This is a genomic window from Bizionia psychrotolerans (genome assembly GCF_001039595.1).
The window spans coordinates 1-19717 of sequence record NZ_JNGS01000013.1; the positions used below are offsets into that span (position 1 = coordinate 1).

11 protein-coding genes, 1 tRNA gene and 1 pseudogene are annotated in these 19717 nt (G+C 35.1%); 9 read left to right on the top strand and 4 right to left on the bottom strand.

The genetic code is table 11. The features are described from left to right. Positions 1 to 2504 (bottom strand): GH92 family glycosyl hydrolase (locus GK51_RS01320; protein WP_048331218.1); only part of this gene is annotated, 2504 nt, incomplete at its 3' end. A gap of 40 nt (positions 2505 to 2544) precedes the next feature. Between GK51_RS01320 and GK51_RS01325 the strand changes: the two genes are divergently transcribed. From GK51_RS01325 to GK51_RS01345, 5 genes are all read left to right on the top strand, one after another. After that, positions 2545 to 4821: a beta-N-acetylhexosaminidase gene (locus GK51_RS01325; protein WP_048331220.1), complete on the top strand. Its 2277-nt coding sequence runs from the start codon at positions 2545 to 2547 to the stop codon at positions 4819 to 4821. A gap of 2 nt (positions 4822 to 4823) precedes the next feature. Further along, entirely contained in the window at positions 4824 to 5534 is a 711-nt protein-coding gene (locus tag GK51_RS01330) for a copper homeostasis protein CutC (RefSeq protein ID WP_048331236.1), read from the top strand. Further along, entirely contained in the window at positions 5524 to 7992 is a 2469-nt protein-coding gene (locus GK51_RS01335) for a beta-mannosidase (protein ID WP_048331222.1), read from the top strand. The genes GK51_RS01330 and GK51_RS01335 overlap by 11 nt, the downstream gene beginning before the upstream one ends. Before the next feature lie 72 nt (positions 7993 to 8064). Then, positions 8065 to 9300, top strand: coding sequence for a metallophosphoesterase (locus tag GK51_RS01340; protein WP_048331224.1), 1236 nt, complete (start codon positions 8065 to 8067; stop codon positions 9298 to 9300). A gap of 99 nt (positions 9301 to 9399) precedes the next feature. Then, positions 9400 to 9696, top strand: coding sequence for a thioredoxin family protein (locus GK51_RS01345; protein ID WP_048331226.1), 297 nt, complete (start codon positions 9400 to 9402; stop codon positions 9694 to 9696). Positions 9697 to 9703: 7 nt separating this feature from the next. On the opposite strand, the gene GK51_RS01350 is transcribed toward GK51_RS01345, so the two are convergent. Both GK51_RS01350 and GK51_RS01355 read right to left on the bottom strand, forming a co-directional pair. After that, complete coding sequence (locus GK51_RS01350; protein WP_048331228.1) at positions 9704 to 10372, bottom strand: polysaccharide deacetylase family protein; 669 nt, start codon at positions 10370 to 10372, stop codon at positions 9704 to 9706. Positions 10373 to 10377: 5 nt separating this feature from the next. Continuing rightward, complete coding sequence (locus GK51_RS01355; protein WP_048331230.1) at positions 10378 to 13746, bottom strand: glycosyltransferase family 117 protein; 3369 nt, start codon at positions 13744 to 13746, stop codon at positions 10378 to 10380. Between the two features lie 152 nt (positions 13747 to 13898). Here GK51_RS01355 and GK51_RS01360 point away from each other — a divergent pair. Further along, positions 13899 to 13971 (top strand) — tRNA-Gln (locus GK51_RS01360). Between the two features lie 181 nt (positions 13972 to 14152). On the opposite strand, the gene GK51_RS01365 is transcribed toward GK51_RS01360, so the two are convergent. After that, positions 14153 to 14977, bottom strand: a complete 825-nt coding sequence (locus tag GK51_RS01365; RefSeq protein ID WP_048331239.1) for a universal stress protein — start codon at positions 14975 to 14977, stop codon at positions 14153 to 14155. A gap of 171 nt (positions 14978 to 15148) precedes the next feature. Here GK51_RS01365 and rimP point away from each other — a divergent pair, with 171 nt between their 5' ends. The 3 genes and pseudogenes from rimP (at position 15149) to infB (ending at position 19712) form a co-directional block, all read left to right on the top strand. Then, entirely contained in the window at positions 15149 to 15610 is a 462-nt protein-coding gene (rimP, locus tag GK51_RS01370; RefSeq protein ID WP_048331232.1) for a ribosome assembly cofactor RimP, read from the top strand. 13 nt (positions 15611 to 15623) lie between these two features. After that, positions 15624 to 16856, top strand: a complete 1233-nt coding sequence (nusA, locus tag GK51_RS01375; RefSeq protein WP_048331234.1) for a transcription termination factor NusA — start codon at positions 15624 to 15626, stop codon at positions 16854 to 16856. Positions 16857 to 16885: 29 nt separating this feature from the next. Then, positions 16886 to 19712: pseudogene (gene infB / locus GK51_RS01380) on the top strand (translation initiation factor IF-2). Positions 19713 to 19717 lie beyond the last annotated feature (5 nt).

Genomic DNA, 19717 nt, shown 5'->3' on the forward strand with positions numbered 1-19717 from the left:
TCCGATTCTAATGTTAATGAGATATTTGGATCAATTTCATAAAACTGGGTTGTTATTTTGGCGCTTTTTGTATTATTTTTTTCTGAATAAACGGTCAATATACCTGGTTCAGAAATGATAAAAGGTGTTTCGTATTTTTTAAATTCAGTCTCACCCAATTTGTAAAAAATAGCAGCTTCTGGATCTACATTTTCTAAAACGACTTCTGTTTGTTCTTTAAAAGCCACATCGCCTTTTGCAATAAAAGGTGAAGCCACAATAAGTTGTTCATCAATACTAGTTTTTGGTTCTTGACCGTCGCGACTTCCCCAAATTGCTGGATTGTCTGTCATGGTAAAAACTAATGTGCCACCAGTTATAATTTCATCATGCGTCATGTAGGTTCTATTTAATTTGGTACCATTTAACGTTACGTTTTCAACATAAATATTAGAATCACTTAAATTATTCGCGATAATTGTGAATTGCTTTTCTCCCGAACCCTTTCGGGATTCTAAATTAATAGTCGCTTTTTCAAATAAAGGCGTTCCAATAATATATTGATTGCTGCCTGGCGTAACCGGATAAAATCCCATGGATGAGAAAATATACCAAGCACTCATTTGTCCGCAATCTTCATTTCCTGAAATACCATCAGGTGTATTGGTGTATAACTCGGTTAGAATCTGATGAATTTTCTCCTGTGTTTTATGAGGCTTGTTAACGAAATTATACAAATAAGCCATATGGTGACTCGGTTCGTTGCCATGTGCATATTGGCCTATTAATCCTGTAATATCTACTTGATGACGACCTGATGTTTCAGATTCAGCAACAAACAATTCATCCAAACGCGCTTCCAATTGATCTTTTCCGCCAAGCAATTTCATAAAACCCGAAACATCTTGAGGTACATAAAAACTGTATTGCCACGCATTGGCTTCCGTGTAATTAAAATTCACTTCGTACGGATCAAATGGTGCAAACCAGGTATTAAGAAATCTACCACGCATAAATTGCGATTCTGGATCGAACACATTTTTATAATATTGAGCACGTTCTGTATAAGTTTTATAATCTTCGGTCTTTCCTAGAGACTTTGCCATTTGTGCAATAGTCCAATCGTCATAAGCATATTCCAAGGTTTTCGAAACCGATTCACTTTCTTCTTCAACAGGAATATACCCGAATTCTTTATAACTTTTTAATCCTAATTTATCACGAGTGGCAGAATGTTTCATAGCGGTAAAAGCTTTTTCAACATCGTAATTTTTAATGCCTTTTAAATAGGCATCTGCAATAACTGGAACAGCGTGATAGCCAATCATACAGCCTGTGTAATTTCCGCTTAAATCCCAAATCGGCATAATGCCACCTTCGTCATATTTTGCTAAAAAGGTATTGATGAAATCGTTGGTTCTATCTGGCTCAATAATCGTGTAGAGTGGATGTGCAGCACGATAGGTGTCCCAAAGCGAAAACACCGTATAATAATCAAAATCCGTTGTTCGGTGAACTTTTAAATCCATACCACGATAACGTCCATCCACATCTTGATACAGATTTGGCGCTATCATAGTATGATACATGGCCGTGTAAAAGTTAGTTTTGTAATCCACATTATCACTTTCAATCACAATTTTTTCGAGCTGTTTTTCCCAAATTTTTTGAGCTTCGGTTTTGACTTGATCAAAGGTTTTTTCGCCAATTTCTTCTTGTAAATTTTGTTTAGCTCCAGCTTCATCTACTGCTGAAATCCCAATTTTTACCTCAAGGGTTTGATTGTCATTTGCATCAAATTCAAAAGCTGCTTTCACCTGTTTACCTTCGGCTGTATCATTTAAAAAGGTCATGTTTATAAAAGGTCGTGAAAACTGAATATTATAATGCAAAATTTGGTTAGTTGCCCAAGCTTTAGAACTTCTAAAACCACCAACTTCTGTGCTGGAATAAACAGTAGCATTTGAGTTTAAAACTTCATCACGATGTTCTAAATCTAAAATTACAATCTGTTTTTTGTTTTTTGGAAATGTGTATTTGTGAATCCCGCTACGTTCGGAAACGGTGAGTTCAACGTCAATATTTGTGGAATCTAAATGTACTTTATAAAAACCAGGTTCGGCCGTTTCGGTGTCATGTGAAAAATGTGCGCGATAGCCTTTTTTACCATCAGCACCATTATTAAAAATAACTTCGCTGGTTGGCATGAGTAGAATATCACCATAATCGGAAACACCAGTTCCACTTAAATGTGTATGAGAAAACCCATAAATATAACTATCCGAATAATGATAACCTGAACAGCCATCCCAACCATCTAATCTGGTATCAGGCGACAGTTGCATCATACCAAATGGCATGGTGGCTCCAGGATAGGTGTGACCATGACCACCAGTTCCAATAAATGGATTCACGTAACTGGTTAATTCTGTGTCTTTTTTAGCTGGATTGATGTTGGTGTCCTCTGGTTTGCAGGCATTGAATAAAAGAAATAATATAAAAAGTAAGGAAAGATTCTGTTTCATTAAAAATAGATTACTAAATTTAAACACCTAATATACTAAAATGTCAATCAAAACGTCTCTGTTTTATTTAGTTTTTGCAATCCTAGTTTTTGGCTGTATCGAAGATTCCAATGAACCACTATCAGCGCAAATTATTCCAGTTCCTTTAAGTCAAAACTTACATTTAGGGTCTTTTACAATATCAAAGAAAACAGGTTTGAGTTTTGATGAAAATTTTGCTGTGGCTGCTAATTTCTTACAGGAATATATCGCATCTGGATCTGACATTACACTAGGTGAAGGTGATGATATTGTATTTGTTCAAGATGAATTTATTACAAATAAAGAAGGTTATACTTTAGATATTTCTTCTGAAAAAATCATCATAAAAGCAAAAACAGATCAAGGTGCCTTTTATGCTGTTCAGAGTTTGCGACAATTAATGCCAGTTGAGCTCGAGAATAAATCGTTTTCTGGTGAGGCAATAGCCATTCAAAATATCACTATTTCAGATAATCCGCAATTTCCATATCGAGGCATGCATTTAGATGTAGCACGTCACATGTTTTCTGTGGATTTTATTAAGAAATACATTGACGCTTTGGCCATGCTTAAATTGAACACCTTTCATTGGCATTTAACGGACGATCAAGGTTGGCGAATTGAGATTAAAAAATACCCAAAACTTCAAGAAATAGCCGCTTTTAGGAATCAAACTTTAATTGGGCATTTTAGTGAAGATCCTCAAGTGTTTGATGGCAAAAAGTATGGTGGTTATTACACCCAAGAACAAATAAAAGAGGTTGTGGACTATGCAAAAAATCGTTTTATAACGGTTATCCCAGAAATAGAAATGCCAGGTCATGCACAAGCTGCTATTGCTGCTTATCCCGAGTTAGGTTGTACTAAAGATTCTGTAAAAGTAGCAGAAAAATGGGGTGTTTTTGAAGATATATTTTGTGCAGGAGAAGAAAACACGTTTATATTTCTAGAAAATGTATTAGATGAGGTTATGCCCTTATTTCCTAGTAAATATATCCATATTGGAGGTGATGAAGCACCAAAAACACATTGGAAAACGTGTGATGCTTGTCAGAAAAGAATTCAGGATGAAAATCTAAAAGATGAACATGAATTACAGAGTTATTTTATTCATCGGATTGAAAAATATGTAAACTCAAAAGGCAAGCAAATTATTGGTTGGGACGAAATATTGGAAGGTGGTTTAGCACCAAATGCTACCGTTATGTCTTGGCGTGGGATAGAAGGAGCAGTTGAAGCAGCAAAAGCAAAACAGGATGTTATCATGACACCAACTTCGCACGCGTATTTTGATTATTATCAGTCTACAAACCCTGATGAGCCTATTGCAATTGGTGGATTTTTACCTTTGGAAAAAGTATATGGTTTTAACCCAATCCCTATGGGTTTAAATGAAGAGGAATCACACTATATTTTAGGGGTTCAAGGAAATTTATGGACGGAATATATTCAGGATTCCAAACAAGTTGAGTATATGGTTTTTCCACGTATTTTGGCTTTAAGTGAAGTGGTTTGGTCCAAACCTGAAAATAAAAATTATGATGATTTTATAGATAGACTAGAGGTTTTTCACAAACGGTTAGAAATTCTAAATATCAATTATGCGAATCATTTATATGAGGTTGAAGGCGACGTTAAAGTTGAATTAGATAAAGGTAATACATTTCAATTGAATACCTTAACTAAAGGAAAAACAATAAGATATACTTTAGATGGTAAAGAACCCGATTCGTCTTCGTTAAGATATGAAAACCCATTACCCATTTCCAAAAGTTTTACTATAAAAGCAGCCTTATTTAGTAATGGAAAACGTTTAGGAGACATCTATTCCGAAACCTTGAACTATCATAAAGCGGTTGGTGCTAAAATTTCAATAAACGTTCAGCCACATCATGCCTATTCTGGCAGTGGATCCCTTGGGCTTATTAATGGTATTTCAGGAAGCGATTCACGTTATGGTGATAAGGAGTGGCTAGGATTTTGGGGTGAAGCAGTAGAAATTATTATTGATTTAGGTGTTGAAACAGACATCAATTCCATTTCCACCCGTTTTCATAATGGGAATGGGCAGTGGATTTATGCGCCCGAAAATATCGAGCTTATTTTTGATGATAATGTGATTTCAAAAATAGATATTCCAATTTCAGATGAACTATTAGTGCATGTCGATTTTGAACAAAAAATCAAAACACGTTATGTAACACTTCGTATTCCAAATTACGGTTTGATTCCTGAAGGAAAACAAGGTTCTGGGAATCCAGCTTGGACGTTTATTGATGAAATTATTGTGAAATAATGATGCTACTAGAAATCTGTTCCAACTCGCACCGATCCGCCATTAATGCCGAAAAAGCGGGTGCGCAAAGAATTGAACTTTGCAGTGAATTAGCGGTTGGAGGTATTACCCCTAGTTATGGACTAATAAAGGAAGTCGTCGAAGCATTATCTATTCCGGTTTTTGTTTTAATCCGACCAAGAAGTGGCAATTTTACGTATTCAGATGCTGAATTTGAGATTATAAAACAAGACATAGAAATTTGTAAAATTTTAGGTGTAAAAGGTATTGTTTCAGGTGTTTTAAATTCTGATAATACCATCGATTTACAAAGAATAAATGAATTAATTGAAATATCAAAACCGCTATCGTTTACCTTTCATCGTGCGTTTGATTGTGTGCCAAATCCGCTGGAGGCCTTGGAGCAATTAATCGATTTAGGAGTTGAAAGAATTCTGACTTCTGGCTTGGAATCTTCAGCAGAAGAAGGCCTGGATATGTTAATTAAATTAAACGAAAAAGCAGCAGATAGATTAACTATTTTAGCTGGTTCAGGCATTAAACCGGAAAATGCATCCAAATTTAAATCGGCAGGATTGCAAGAAATTCATGCGTCGGCTTCCAAAGTTATTTCAACAGAAAATAATCATGCCTATTTTGGAAATACCCAACAAACGGTTTCTTGTGAAGAGACGATTAAATCGATATTAAAAACTATTCAAGATGAAGTATAGTCTACTATTTATTTTGATGTTGTGCTTTGCATGTCAAACCAAACATGACCTGCCAGAAACGTTTTTGCTTCATGATAATTGGGAGTTTAAAGCGACTGAATCATCCGGTTGGTTGCCAGCTCAAATTCCCGGAAATGTATATTCGGATTTATTAGAAAATGCCCAAATTCAAAATCCTTTTATTGGAAATAATGAGCAAGAGGTTCAATGGGTTTCTAAAACCGATTGGGAATATCAAACCACGTTTCATGTTTCAGAAGAAACGCTTCAAAAAAATAATATGGAGCTCAATTTTGAAGGTTTGGATACTTATGCGACTGTTTATTTGAATGATTCTTTAATTTTAAAAACAAATAATGCCTTTCGTGAATTTTCAGTGGATGTGAAACCATATTTAAATTCCAAGAACAAGTTGAAAATTCTTCTTGAAAACACCAGTAAGTATGCAGAAGAAGCCAAACAGAAATTAAACTATTCACTTCCAGAAGACAATCGGATTTTTACCAGAAAACCCCAATTTCAATATGGTTGGGATTGGGGACCAAAACTAAATACATCTGGAATTTGGCGGCCAATTAAGTTGTTGGCTTGGAACACGATTAAAATTCAAGATATGTATATCAAACAGTTGAATTTAGAAGATTCAATTGCGAAATTACAGGTGGATTTAGAAGTTTATGGTGAAGAAAAGTCTGATTTAAAGTATCATGTTTTTGTGAATGATGAATTAAATTCGGTTTATTCTGGTCAAAATAAATCAACCATTCAGTTTGATATTAAAAATCCGAGACGTTGGTGGCCACACAATTTAGGCGAACCATATTTATACGATATAACAGTAGTTATTAAAAAAGAGGACGCTGTTTTAGATTCTATTTCTGTAAAAAAGGGTTTGAGAACCATTAACGTAATAACCGAAAAAGATAGTCTGGGTGAATCCTTTTATTTTAAAGTTAATGGCAAGCCGGTTTATGCAAAAGGCGCTAATTACATTCCTCAAAATGGTATGCAAAATCAGGTGACTGATGTAGATTACATCAAATTGTTGGATGATGTGGTAAAAGCCAATATGAATATGCTGCGCGTTTGGGGAGGCGGTATTTATGAAAACGATATTTTTTACGAGTTATGTGATGAAAAAGGCATCCTTGTTTGGCAAGATTTTATGTTCGCGTGTGCTATGTATCCTGGCGATTCTGCCTTTTTAGAAAACGTCCAACAAGAAGCCATTGATAATGTGAAGCGCTTACGAAATCATGCATCCATAGCTTTGTGGTGTGGGAATAATGAAAACTCTGAAGGTTGGCATCGTTGGGGTTGGAAAGATGGAAGATCTGAAGCTGAAAAAACTGAAATATGGAATAATTACTTGAAAGTTTTCGATTCTATGTTGCCAAAAACCGTTGCACAATTAACCGATACGGATTATTGGGAAACGTCCCCTAAATTCGGTCGTGGTAATCCGCAATTCGAGTTTGAAGGTGATGCACATGACTGGTGGGTTTGGCATGATGGTTATCCGTTTGAACATTTTGAAGAACAAGTTCCACGTTTTATGAGTGAGTTTGGTTTTCAAAGTTTTCCGAGTTATGAAGTGATTAACTATATCAACCAAAGTGATTCTTTGGATACCTCTTCGAAAGTCCCGATAACTATCGGGATTAAAAATCATCAAAAACATTCTAGAGGTTTTGAATTGATTGATGAATACATGGCACGTGATTTTCCAGTTCCCAATAACCCAAAAGACTATGTGTATATGAGTCAGCTGCTGCAAGCCTATGGCATTACTAAAGGTATTGAAGCCCAACGAAGAGCTAAACCTTATAATATGGGAACCTTATTTTGGCAATTAAATGATTGTTGGCCTGCGGTTTCTTGGTCCAGTATCGATTTCTTTGGAAATTGGAAAGCCCTACATTATAAAGCGAAATGGAGTTTTGAGGACGTCCTTATTACTTCTGAAGTTGAAAATGATTCTGTAAAGATTTATCTTATTAATGATACGTTTAAAGAATATTCTGGATCGCTTTTAACGAACATCATGAATTTTTCGGGTGATGTGATTTGGGAAGATTCACAAAAAATTACTGTTAAACCGAATTCAAGTGCCATAAAACAAATTATAGATTTATCTAAATTATCATTAAATAAAAATCAGGTCGTTATTGTATCAAAATTTCAGGAAGCCGAATCCGTATTCTATTTAGCTAAACCCAAAGATTTAGAATTGCCTTCCAAAGACATTCAAAAATCCATAACTAAAACGGAAGTTGGTTTCACAATAACAGTTTCCTCAAAAACGCTTCAAAAAGATGTATTTTTATTTTGTAATGAAACAGGACATTTTTCCGACAATTACTTCGATTTGCTTCCTAATAATACCAAAAAAATACATTTTAAAACAGATTCTAAAAACTTAAACAATTTGAGAATCATAAGTTTAAATGATTTTTAAACTTTAACAGGACCTTAAAATCAGTCTGAAATTATTAGCAGTATCTTTGCAAACGCTTGAAAAAAGAAATATATGTCACGTTGGATTATCACTTTTATTATATTCTCGGTTGTTATTTGTCTTTTAGAATTCTATGCATTTCAGGCACTAAAAACAATCACGAAAAATAGGATTATTCGTTGGATTTGGATTCTATCTTCCATATCTGTATATGCTTATTTTCTATATGTTTTATATGTAACGCCTAGAAGCGCTGGACAAACAAACACGTTTCAATTAGCTGCTGGATTTATGTTGACATTTTTAATTCCGAAGTTACTTTTGGTTATTATCATGTTTGGCGAAGATGTGTTTCGGGTTTTTAGAAAAGGGTATTCTTGGGTGTCACCAGGTGAAACAGCTGCTTTTGAAAGTCGTCGTATTTTTATATCAAAAATTGCGTTGGGCTTGGCTGCCATTCCATTTGCGGCTTTTATTTACGGTATTTTTCAAGGGAGGTACAATTATAAAGTTTTAAAATATCAATTGACATTTGATGATTTACCTTATGCTTTTGATGGCTTTAAAATCACACAAATTTCAGATATTCATTCCGGAAGTTTCACGAATAAGGAAAAGATTCAATATGGTGTGGATTTAATTAATCAACAGGAATCGGATTTAATGCTTTTTACTGGCGATTTGGTCAATAATAAGGCAGACGAAATGGATGCTTGGGTTGAAATGTTTAAAACCTTGCAGGCACCTTATGGTAAATATTCTGTTTTAGGAAATCATGATTATGGTGATTATGTGCAATGGGATTCGCCGGAAGATAAAATAAAAAATTTCCAAGCGGTAAAAGATGTGCATCCAAAAATTGGTTTTGATTTGTTGTTGGACGAACATCGATATATTGAAAAAGATGGTCAAAGATTAGCTTTAATTGGTGTCGAAAACTGGGGTAAAGGATTTAATCAAGCGGGAGATTTGCAGAAAGCGTCATCACAAGTTGGTAAAGATGAATTTAAAATTTTAATGAGCCATGATCCATCTCACTGGGAATATAAAGTGAAAGCAGACGATTTTCATTATCACTTAACCTTAAGTGGTCATACACACGGGTTGCAAATGGGTATTGAAATTCCAGGTTGGTTTAAATGGAGTCCATCACAATATGTTTACAAACAATGGGCCGGATTGTATGAGGAATTTGGACGTTATATTAATGTAAATCGCGGTTTTGGTTATCATGCATTTCCGGGTCGAGTAGGCATTTGGCCGGAAGTGACCGTTATTGAGCTTAAAAAAGGAACAAAGAGTGTCTGATTTTCACAATGAAAACACTTGACTTAACTTACTGTGAGTCAAAATATAAAAAAAATTACGTAGGTTTGTAATAGCACGTTTGACCTAATCATAAATTGTATGTCAAAATTTGGGGAACTTATAGATGTTAACATTCCAGTCTTATTAGACTTTTTTACGGAATGGAACGACCAGTCAACAGCCATGCATGCGGTTTTGCGTGATGTTGCTGCCGCACTTGGCGATAAAGCCAAAGTCATAAAAATTGATGTGGATAAAAACAAAGAATTAGCCGAAGCACTTCGGGTTAAAGGCTTACCAACATTAATTATCTACAAAAATGGCGAAATGAAATGGCGACATAGTGGTGAACAAGATGCCAATACCCTTATTGGTATTATTCAAGAATACGTCTAAAATTTATTTAAATAGGAAGGATTTCGAAACGAAAATCTTTTTCAGAAAAGTATGTTAATACTTTAGGTAAGGTGTACATCAAGTTTTTTGATGCCTTTACACTATCATGAAATACAATGATATTTCCTGGCGTAGCTTTACTTTTAACATTCGCAAAACATGTTTCTGGACTTGTTTCAGTTTCCCAGTCAAATGATAAAATACTCCAAGCAACAACCGTATAACCCAACTCTTTTAAAGCTTTTCCTTGATTCGGTTTTATTTGTCCATATGGTGGTCTGAATAAAAGTGCTTTGTTTAACGCCTGATTTTCTAATGTTGATTTTTGGAGTTCCGAATCAATATGTAATTGGGCTTTTTCAATGTCGGAAATATAATTATCTACAGATGTGCGCCAACCTTTTAAATGGGTTTGAGAATGATTGCCAACGCGATGTCCTTCATTTAAAATATTCTGAAAAATCTCAGGATGTTTTTGGATGTTGTTACCAATACAAAAGAAGGTAGCTTTCGCCTCAAATTGCTTTAAGGTATCTAATGTCCATTGTGTAATTTCTGGTGTTGGACCATCATCAAAGGTGAGATATAAAACCTTCTCAGAAGTAGAAAACTCCCAAACATAGTCTGGGAGTAATTTCTTTATAATCTTCGGTATTTTAACTGGAGCAATGCCCATGATTCTTATTCTTCAGACTTAATGCTTAAAGTGTCTACAGGAAGCATATCAACATCAACTGGTTCTGGTCTTTCTTCTATTTCAGGTTCAACATCTGGTGCGTCATCACCACCGTAAAAATGACTAAATAGATTTAAGAAGTTTGAAAACGTTTTGGTTTCTGTTTCCGCAAATTCTTTATCGTAAGTTATCACAACATCAACAATACTCTTATAACGCTCAATGTCTGTATAGATTTGCTCGAAAACAAAGCGTTGTTGTTCCTCATCCAGTTTGCTATAATAGGTCAAGTTTTCTTGGTACTTTTCAGCAACATCCATAAAGAGTTTTCGTGCTTTTTCTTGAGATTCTACCTCGTAATATGCGCTGATGTACGGTTCTAATAATGTATAGTAACCGAATTGATCTACTGGCATGTTGTCCATGCCAATATCAGCTATTTCTTCTGCCTTTTCAGGTTGCTCTTCATTAATTAATTGTTCCACTAAACGTGCTAAATTGCCACGGTAGGTTATGGAGTTTCGGCGTGTTTCTATATCATGATAAATATCAACACTTCCACTATTTCCCCAATCCCAATTCTTGACTTTATTATACATTAAATCACTATCCACACGGCCCATATCAAACGGATTGGCTCTGTTAACAGGTGTATTTATTGGAACTAATTTATAGGTCATACCATCTAGTTGCAGGTAATCTTTCATCCAAATATAATCGTCATTACCAAAAGCGCCTCCTGTAAAGTAGATAGGGCGCTTCCAATCGTTGGCGTTTACAATATCTAACATGAGCAATCGATTTTTGTAGATAGCACCATCAGTAATTTTAATATCTAAAAAGTCAACTATTTTATCAGCATCCTTTTCCTTAACAATACCATATTTTAGCGCATTTTCTTTATTTACAGGAACGCGAACGTTTTCAACAGGGAAGTAGTTCGATTTCTGTAATTGCAAAGGATAATAACTTGGATCTTCACCTTGCAATTCCATAATATATTTAAACTTGGTTTTCGGATTGTCACTGCTTATAAAATCCATAAAATCCTTAAGTAACAAGGTATCTTTGTTTAAGACTGGTACTTCTCGTCCTTTAGTATCTCTGTAAGTTAATTTCTTCATCACGTAGTCGCGTGTACCAGAACGGTATTGTTCATGCGTTAAATTGGAAGGAACTGGATCACTTTCATAGGCTTTACGTTTCATTTGGTCTATATACCAATCCGTTTGGAACAAACTGGTATTTACCACCCGAACATCGGTTCTATACCCTTCAATTTCTTGCGCATACCATAATGCGAAGGTATCATTATCACCAATGGAGAAAAGAATCCCATTTTCTGCACAGGAATCCAGATACATTTTCGCCATAGCACGAGCTGTATATTTATCTGATCGGTCATGATCATCCCAATTATTCGCAGCCAAAATACCTGGCACTAAAACCAAACATAGAACCGTAACGGCTGGAGCCAACAAATTAGACTTGATTTTTGTTCTCAACATTTCTACTAAAGCATAAACGCCAAAACCGATCCAAATAGCAAATACATAAAATGATCCGACTACAGAATAATCTCGTTCACGTGGTTCAAACGGTCTAACATTGGTGTACACTTGAATGGCTAAACCAGTAAACAAGAAGAAAACTAGCATCACCCAAAATAACTTTTTGTCTTTATTAAAAAGGAAAAACAAACCAATTAATCCAAGTATAAATGGAAGGAAGAAATAGGTGTTTCGGGCTTTGTTTTCTTTAACATCGCTTGGTAAATCGGTTTGTGGCATGCCTAAATGCCAATCGTCAATAAAACCAATCCCACTTAGCCAATTCCCGTTGAAATCATCCAATTTTCCTTGTACATCATTTTGTCGTCCCACAAAATTCCACATAAAATAACGCCAGTACATATAGCCTAGCTGGTATTCCAACATATAAGCAACATTGCTACCTAAAGACGGTTTTTCAACATCAATTATTTGGCCGTTTTGCTTCAGAAATTTATGGTAATCTTCATAGTCTACCATGCCGCTTGCAACTTTGTTTTTAAAATTGTTAACGGCAGCGCGTAGCTCGTTTTCCATTTGGTATTCAGGCTTTAGGTTAAAATCTAAATAGCCAGAAAAAATCATATAATTTTCAGCATTTTCGCCACTCCACATACGCGGTAAAATGGAGGCATGTTCAGAATTGTAGTTCTGACGTGCTTTTTCCCAATCGTTTATAATTACATATTTGCCTGTTTTTAGGTCTTTTTCGTAGTTTGGTTTGTCATCAATGTACGGTTCGTTTTCATCTAAACCCGAATACTGATCCGTGAATTGTGGTCCATAAAATAAATGCGTTTCGGGATATTGCTCTAAATTATAATATGCTAAAAGTTCACGTGCATCACTTGGATCATTTTCGTTAATAACCACATCAGCATTAGCGCGAATAGGCAGCATAAGCCAAGATGAAAACCCAATAATAACAAACGTCACACAAAGTAGACCTGTGTTGAGGTGTTTATAGTTTTTGTCCCATGTATATTTTAATCCGAAATAAATTATTGCAACTAATGCAATTCCGGCGAAAATGGTTCCTGAATTAAAAGGTAATCCAATGGAGTTGACGAAGAAAATTTCTGTCGCACTAAAAATACGCAGAATATTAGGTGCTAATAATTTAAAAATAAAAAGCAGAATAGCTACAGAAACGACATTAGCAATAATGAAGTTTTTGATTGTAACCGTTTTATAGTTTTTGAAATAGTAAATTAATCCAATGGCAGGAATAGTCAGTAATCCCATAAAGTGGACACCAAATGATAATCCAATAATAAATGCAATTAGAATAAGCCAACGATTTCCACGTGGATTATCCATGTCTCGTTCCCAGCGTAAACCCAACCAGAATAAAACAGACATAATGAGTGTAGCCATGGCGTACACTTCTGTTTCAACGGCATTAAACCAAAATGAATCGGTAAACGTAAAAGCTAAACTTCCTACTAAAGCACTTCCTAAAATGGCAATTTTTTGGTTATTATTAAGTGTTTCTGGTTCGCCAATTAATTTTATTAATAAAAGTGTAATGGTAAAAAACATGAAAAGAATGGTAAAAGCACTGGCTACAGCACTCATCATGTTCAACATAAATCCAACTTGCGAAGGCTCTAAAGCAAACATAGAAAAGAAGGCACCAAACATTTGAAATAAAGGCGCTCCAGGAGGATGACCAACTTGCAATTTAGCTGATGTTAATATGTATTCGCCTGCATCCCAAAAACTTACAGTGGGTTCAACTGTTAATCCGAAAGTGATGAATGCGACTAAAAAAGCGAACCATCCTAATATAGTATTCCACTTTTTAAAGCTAATATGTGTCATGTAACTGCAGTTTTTTAGATAAGGCGAATTTAACAATAATTATCAAATCCGACATGCTTTTAAGGAAACGTTAAGTTTTTAGATATTATTTTATTCAAAAAATGCTTGCGCAAATAAATAATTGTTTTAAATTTGCATCCTCATTACGAGATTGGCCTATGGTGTAACTGGTAACACGTTGGTTTTTGGTACCAAAGAGTCTAGGTTCGAGACCTAGTGGGCCAACTAGTTAAAGAGAATCCTAATCATTTATTTGATTAGGATTTTTTGATTTTAGCACATTTGTTTGTAAGGTAAGGTTTCATGATAGTTGAAGTAATTTATGTTTTTGTTCTGTTTAAAAAAATAAAACATAAAAGCCTCCAAATCTTGGAGGCTTTTATGTTTTTGATGATTAATGTGATATTTAAATCTTAAAAGTAACTACTGGTCTTTTTGCATGATTTACCAAATCTTCACTAATACTGCCATTAAAGAAATGTGCAATTCCTTGTCTGCCATGTGTGCTAATGCCAATTAAGTCCGCACCTACAACATGTGAAAAATTCAAGATGCCTTTTTCAACACTTTCATCATTATAAATTGAAATGGTATAATTCTCAAAATCATTACCGGCTATAAATTCTAGAATTCGGCCTTTTGCAACATCAGTCGTCACAAAATTATTTGCTGTATTTACAAAAAGTAAATGAATTTTTGCACTTAATGCCTTTGCGAGCTTTATAGCTTGACGATAGGTTTCTTTATTATCATTTTTGAAATCAGAAGCGAAAACAAAATTATTTATTTCAAAATTAGTATGTTCATTTTTAATAACTAAAACTGGTACTTCAGCTGTTCTTACCACTTTTTCAGCATTGGAACCAATAAACATTTCTTTAAACCCATTGGCACCATGCGATCCCATAATAATCAAATCTATAGCATGCTCTTTGCAGGTATTGGTGATACCTGTAAACGTTTGATTGAAGTCTACCGTTTCATGAACCGTTATACCTTTTAAATAATCTTGAGCCATAGTGGTTTCAAACTTTTGATGCGCTAATTTCATGAAAAACATAGCTTCCGGTAACTCACTATATTGGCTTAAGGCATCCACTTGGTCTAGAGGAAGCTCCAGCATGTGCAGTAAATATATTTCACTACCATGTGCTTTTGCTAATTGTGCAGCTACTTTTAAAGCTTGTTCTGCTTCTTTTGAAAAATCAGTTGGAACGAGAATTTTTTTCATTGAATGGTTTTTTATGTAGTTGGTTTCAATTCCTAAATTTAAGAATAAAAATTGATATTTCATTCATTATGGAATTCAATTAAATTATTGTATATTTGCAGCGTTGTAAGAAAAAGAATAAATGAGGGGACCTGAAGTCCCCTCTTTTTATACCAATTTTTTGTACCGAATATGTTAAGAAAAACTGTAGAAAACCTTTTGAATGATGCCCTTGAAGAGCGAGAAGATTTATTTCTAATCGATTTTACCATGGGAGCAGATAATGCTATATCAGTAATAATAGATGGAGACCAAGGTGTAACTGTTGATGATTGCGTATTTATCAGTCGTGCCATTGAGCATAATATTGACAGGGAAGAACATGATTTCTCTTTGGAAGTTGCATCAGGTGGTGCAACAGCACCTTTAGTTCATGCTAGACAGTACAAGAAAAATGTTGGTAGAGAATTAGATTTACGAACAAAAGAAGATCACGTAACGGGACAGCTAACAAACGCAACCGATACGCACATTACTTTAGAGTGGAAGGCTAGAGAGCCAAAACCTGTAGGTAAAGGAAAAGTGACAGTAGAAAAAAAGGCAGAAATTGCCTATCAAGATATTGTAGAAGCAAAAGTTATGATAAAATTTTAATTCAAAGAGAGATATGGAGAATCTTGCGTTAATTGACTCGTTTTCGGAGTTTAAAGACGATAAATTAATTGATCGTGTAACGTTAATGGCGATTTTAGAAGACGTTTTTAGAAATGCCCTTAAAAAGAAATTTGGTGATGATGATAATTTTGACATTATTATTAACCCAGATAAAGGCGATTTAGAAATATGGAGAAATCGTATAGTAGTTGCAGATGGTGAAGTAGAAGAGCCTAATCAAGAAATTTCATTATCAGAAGCTCGAAAAATTGAGCCAGATTTTGAAGTTGGTGAAGATGTTTCTGAAGAAGTAAAGCTAATCGATTTAGGTCGTCGTTCTATTTTAGCATTAAGACAAAATTTAATTTCTAAAATTCACGAACACGATAACACAAATATCTATAAGCAATTTAAAGATTTAGTGGGTGAAATTTATACGGCTGAAGTACATCATATTCGTCACAGAGCTGTTATTTTACTGGATGATGATGGAAATGAAATTATTCTTCCAAAAGAAAAACAAATTCCTTCAGATTTCTTTAGAAAAGGCGATAACGTTCGTGGTATTATTGAAAGTGTAGATCTTAAAGGAAATAAACCAGCCATTATCATGTCTAGAACAACTCCTGTATTTTTGGAGAAATTGTTTGAGCAGGAAATACCAGAAGTATTTGATGGTTTAATTACTGTTAAAAACGTGGTTCGTATTCCAGGTGAAAAAGCAAAAGTAGCGGTAGATTCTTATGATGACAGAATAGATCCTGTAGGCGCTTGTGTTGGTATGAAAGGTTCAAGAATTCACGGAATTGTTCGCGAATTAGGAAACGAAAATATTGATGTTATTAATTACACGAGTAACTTACCTTTGTACATTACAAGAGCATTAAGTCCAGCACGAGTTACGTCCATCAAAATTGATGAAGAAAACAAACGTGCCGAAGCTATATTAAAACCAGAAGAGGTTAGTAAAGCAATTGGTCGTGGAGGTCATAACATTCGTTTAGCTGGTCAATTAACTGGCTATGAAATTGATGTATTTAGAGAAGGCGCAGAAGAAGATGTTGAATTATCAGAATTCACAGACGAAATTGAACCTTGGATTATAAAAGAATTTAGTAAAGTTGGTTTAGATACCGCTAAAAGTATCTTGGAACAAGATGTTCAAGATTTAGTGAAGCGTACCGACTTAGAAGAAGAAACAATTATTGAAATAATTAGAATTCTGAAAGAAGAATTCGAAGATTAACATATATTAGGTTATATTAAAGGCGATTTATGGCTGAAACAATTAGATTAAATAAAGTATTACGCGAGCTGAATATTTCTTTAGATCGAGCTGTAGAATTTTTAGATTCTAAAGGCATCGATATAGAGAAGCGTCCAACAACAAAAATTTCTCAGGAAACTTTTGATGTGCTTTCCGGTGAATTTCAAACAGATGCTAATAAAAAAATGGCATCTCAAGAAGTTAGTGAAGCCAAGCAAAAGGAAAAAGAGGCATTACGTGTTCAGCGTGAGCAGGAAATTGAGGTTAAGGAAAAAGAGAAAGCAGAACGTGAAGCTAAAGCTGCAGAAGTGGTTAAAGCCAAATCGACGCTTTCAGGCCCGAAACAAGTAGGTAAAATTGACTTGGATGCCGACAAGAAAAAAGCCGAGAAACCGAAGGAGGAAGCACCAGTTGCCAAACCAGAAGTAAAAGCTGAAGTTGCACCTAAAGTTGAAGAGAAACCTAAAGAGGTAGAAGCGAAGAAACCTGAAGTTCAAGTAAAAAAAAGAAGACACGCCATCTTCAAAATCTGCTGAAAAATCAGAAGCTGAAAAACCTAAAGCGGAAACGTCAAAACCGGAAGCTCCTAAAAAAGAAGATGCTAAAGCTGAAACGCCAAAAGCAGAAACGCCGAAATCAGAAGAAGCTGTTAATCCAGATGCCGATGTTGATGAGCGTTTAAAAACACAATATCAAAAACTTTCTGGGCCAAAAATTGCAGGTGAAAAAATTGATTTATCGCAATTTAAAAAGCCGAAGAAAAAAACGGATAATAAAACAGCATCAGACCCTAAAAAGAAACGTCGTCGTATCAGTAAAGCAGGTGCGCCAGGATCTACAGGGACTGCGCCAGCCAGAGGAGGAAATGACCGATTTAAAGGAAAACCAGCCGCTGGAAAAGGACGTCGTAATGTTGTTAAAGAAGAACCTAGTGAGGAAGAAGTACAGAAACAAGTACGTGAAACATTAGAGAAACTTCAAGGTAAATCTAGTAAAGGAAAAGGTGCTAAATATCGTCGTGATAAACGAGATCAGCACCGTGAGCAAACCGAAAAAGACGCACAGGCAGAAGCAGCAGATAGTAAAATATTAAAAGTAACGGAGTTTGTTACTGCAAGCGAAGTTGCAACTATGATGGATGTTTCAGTAACTCAAATTATTTCGGCATGTATGTCGCTAGGAATGATGGTTACTATGAATCAGCGTTTGGATGCAGAAACTCTATCTATAGTTGCTGATGAGTTTGGTTATGAAGTAGAATTCGTAACATCTGATATCGAAGATTCTATTGAAATAATTGAAGATAAACCTGAAGATTTATTAGAACGTGCGCCTATTGTTACCGTTATGGGTCACGTAGATCACGGTAAAACATCCTTATTAGATAATATTCGTCAGGAAAATGTTATTGCTGGAGAATCAGGTGGTATTACACAGCATATTGGTGCTTATGGAGTTCAATTAGAAGGTGGTCAGAAAATTGCATTTTTGGATACACCAGGTCACGAAGCTTTTACAGCTATGCGTGCTCGTGGAGCTCAAGTAACGGATATTGCTATTATTGTAATTGCTGCGGATGATGCTATCATGCCTCAAACTAAAGAAGCCATTGCGCATGCGCAAGCAGCCAATGTGCCAATTGTATTTGCTATCAACAAGATTGATAAGCCAGGAGCGAATCCTGAAAAAGTAAAAGAAGGTTTAGCGCAAATGAACTTGCTAGTTGAAGATTGGGGTGGAAAAATCCAGTCCCATGATATTTCAGCTAAAACAGGACTTGGTGTTAAAGAATTATTAGAAAAAGTATTGCTAGAAGCGGAATTATTAGAGCTGAAAGCAAATCCGAATAAACGTGCTTCTGGAACTGTAGTCGAGGCTTTCCTTGACAAAGGTCGTGGTTATGTATCTACCATCTTGGTACAAGCGGGAACCTTGAAAATTGGTGATTATGTATTGGCTGGTAAAAACAGTGGTAAGATAAAAGCCATGCAAGACGAACGTGGAAATGAGGTTAAATTGGCAGGTCCATCAACACCAGTTTCTATATTAGGTTTGGATGGTGCACCTCAAGCAGGTGATAAATTCAATGTATTTGAAGATGAACGTGAAGCCAAACAAATTGCTACCAAGCGTACACAATTACAGCGTGAGCAATCCGTTAGAACACAACGTCATATTACATTAGATGAAATTGGTCGTCGTATTGCATTGGGTGATTTCCAAGAATTAAACATTATACTTAAAGGTGATGTGGATGGTTCAGTGGAAGCCTTAACAGATTCGTTCCAGAAACTTTCAACGGAAGAGATTCAAGTAAATATTATACATAAAGGTGTTGGTCCAATCACGGAAAGTGATGTGTTATTAGCTTCGGCTTCTGATGCAGTTATTATTGGATTTAATGTGCGACCTATGGGTAATGCGAGAAGCATTGCAGACAAGGAAGAAATTGATATCCGTATGTACTCCATTATTTATGATGCCATTAATGATCTTAAAGATGCTATGGAAGGTATGTTATCTCCAGAGCTTAAAGAAGAAATTACTGGTACCGCAGAAATTAGAGAAATCTTTAAAGTTTCTAAAATTGGAAGTATTGCTGGTTGTATGGTCTTAACTGGTAAAATCTTTAGAAATTCTAATATTCGTTTAATTCGTGATGGTGTGGTAGTTTACACAGGTGAATTGTCATCATTAAAACGATTTAAAGATGATGCTAAAGAAGTTGCTAAAGGTTACGATTGTGGTATGCAAATTAAAAACTACAACGATCTTAAAGAAGGCGATATAATTGAAGCTTACCATGAGGTAGAAGTTAAAAAGAAACTAAAATAATTTTT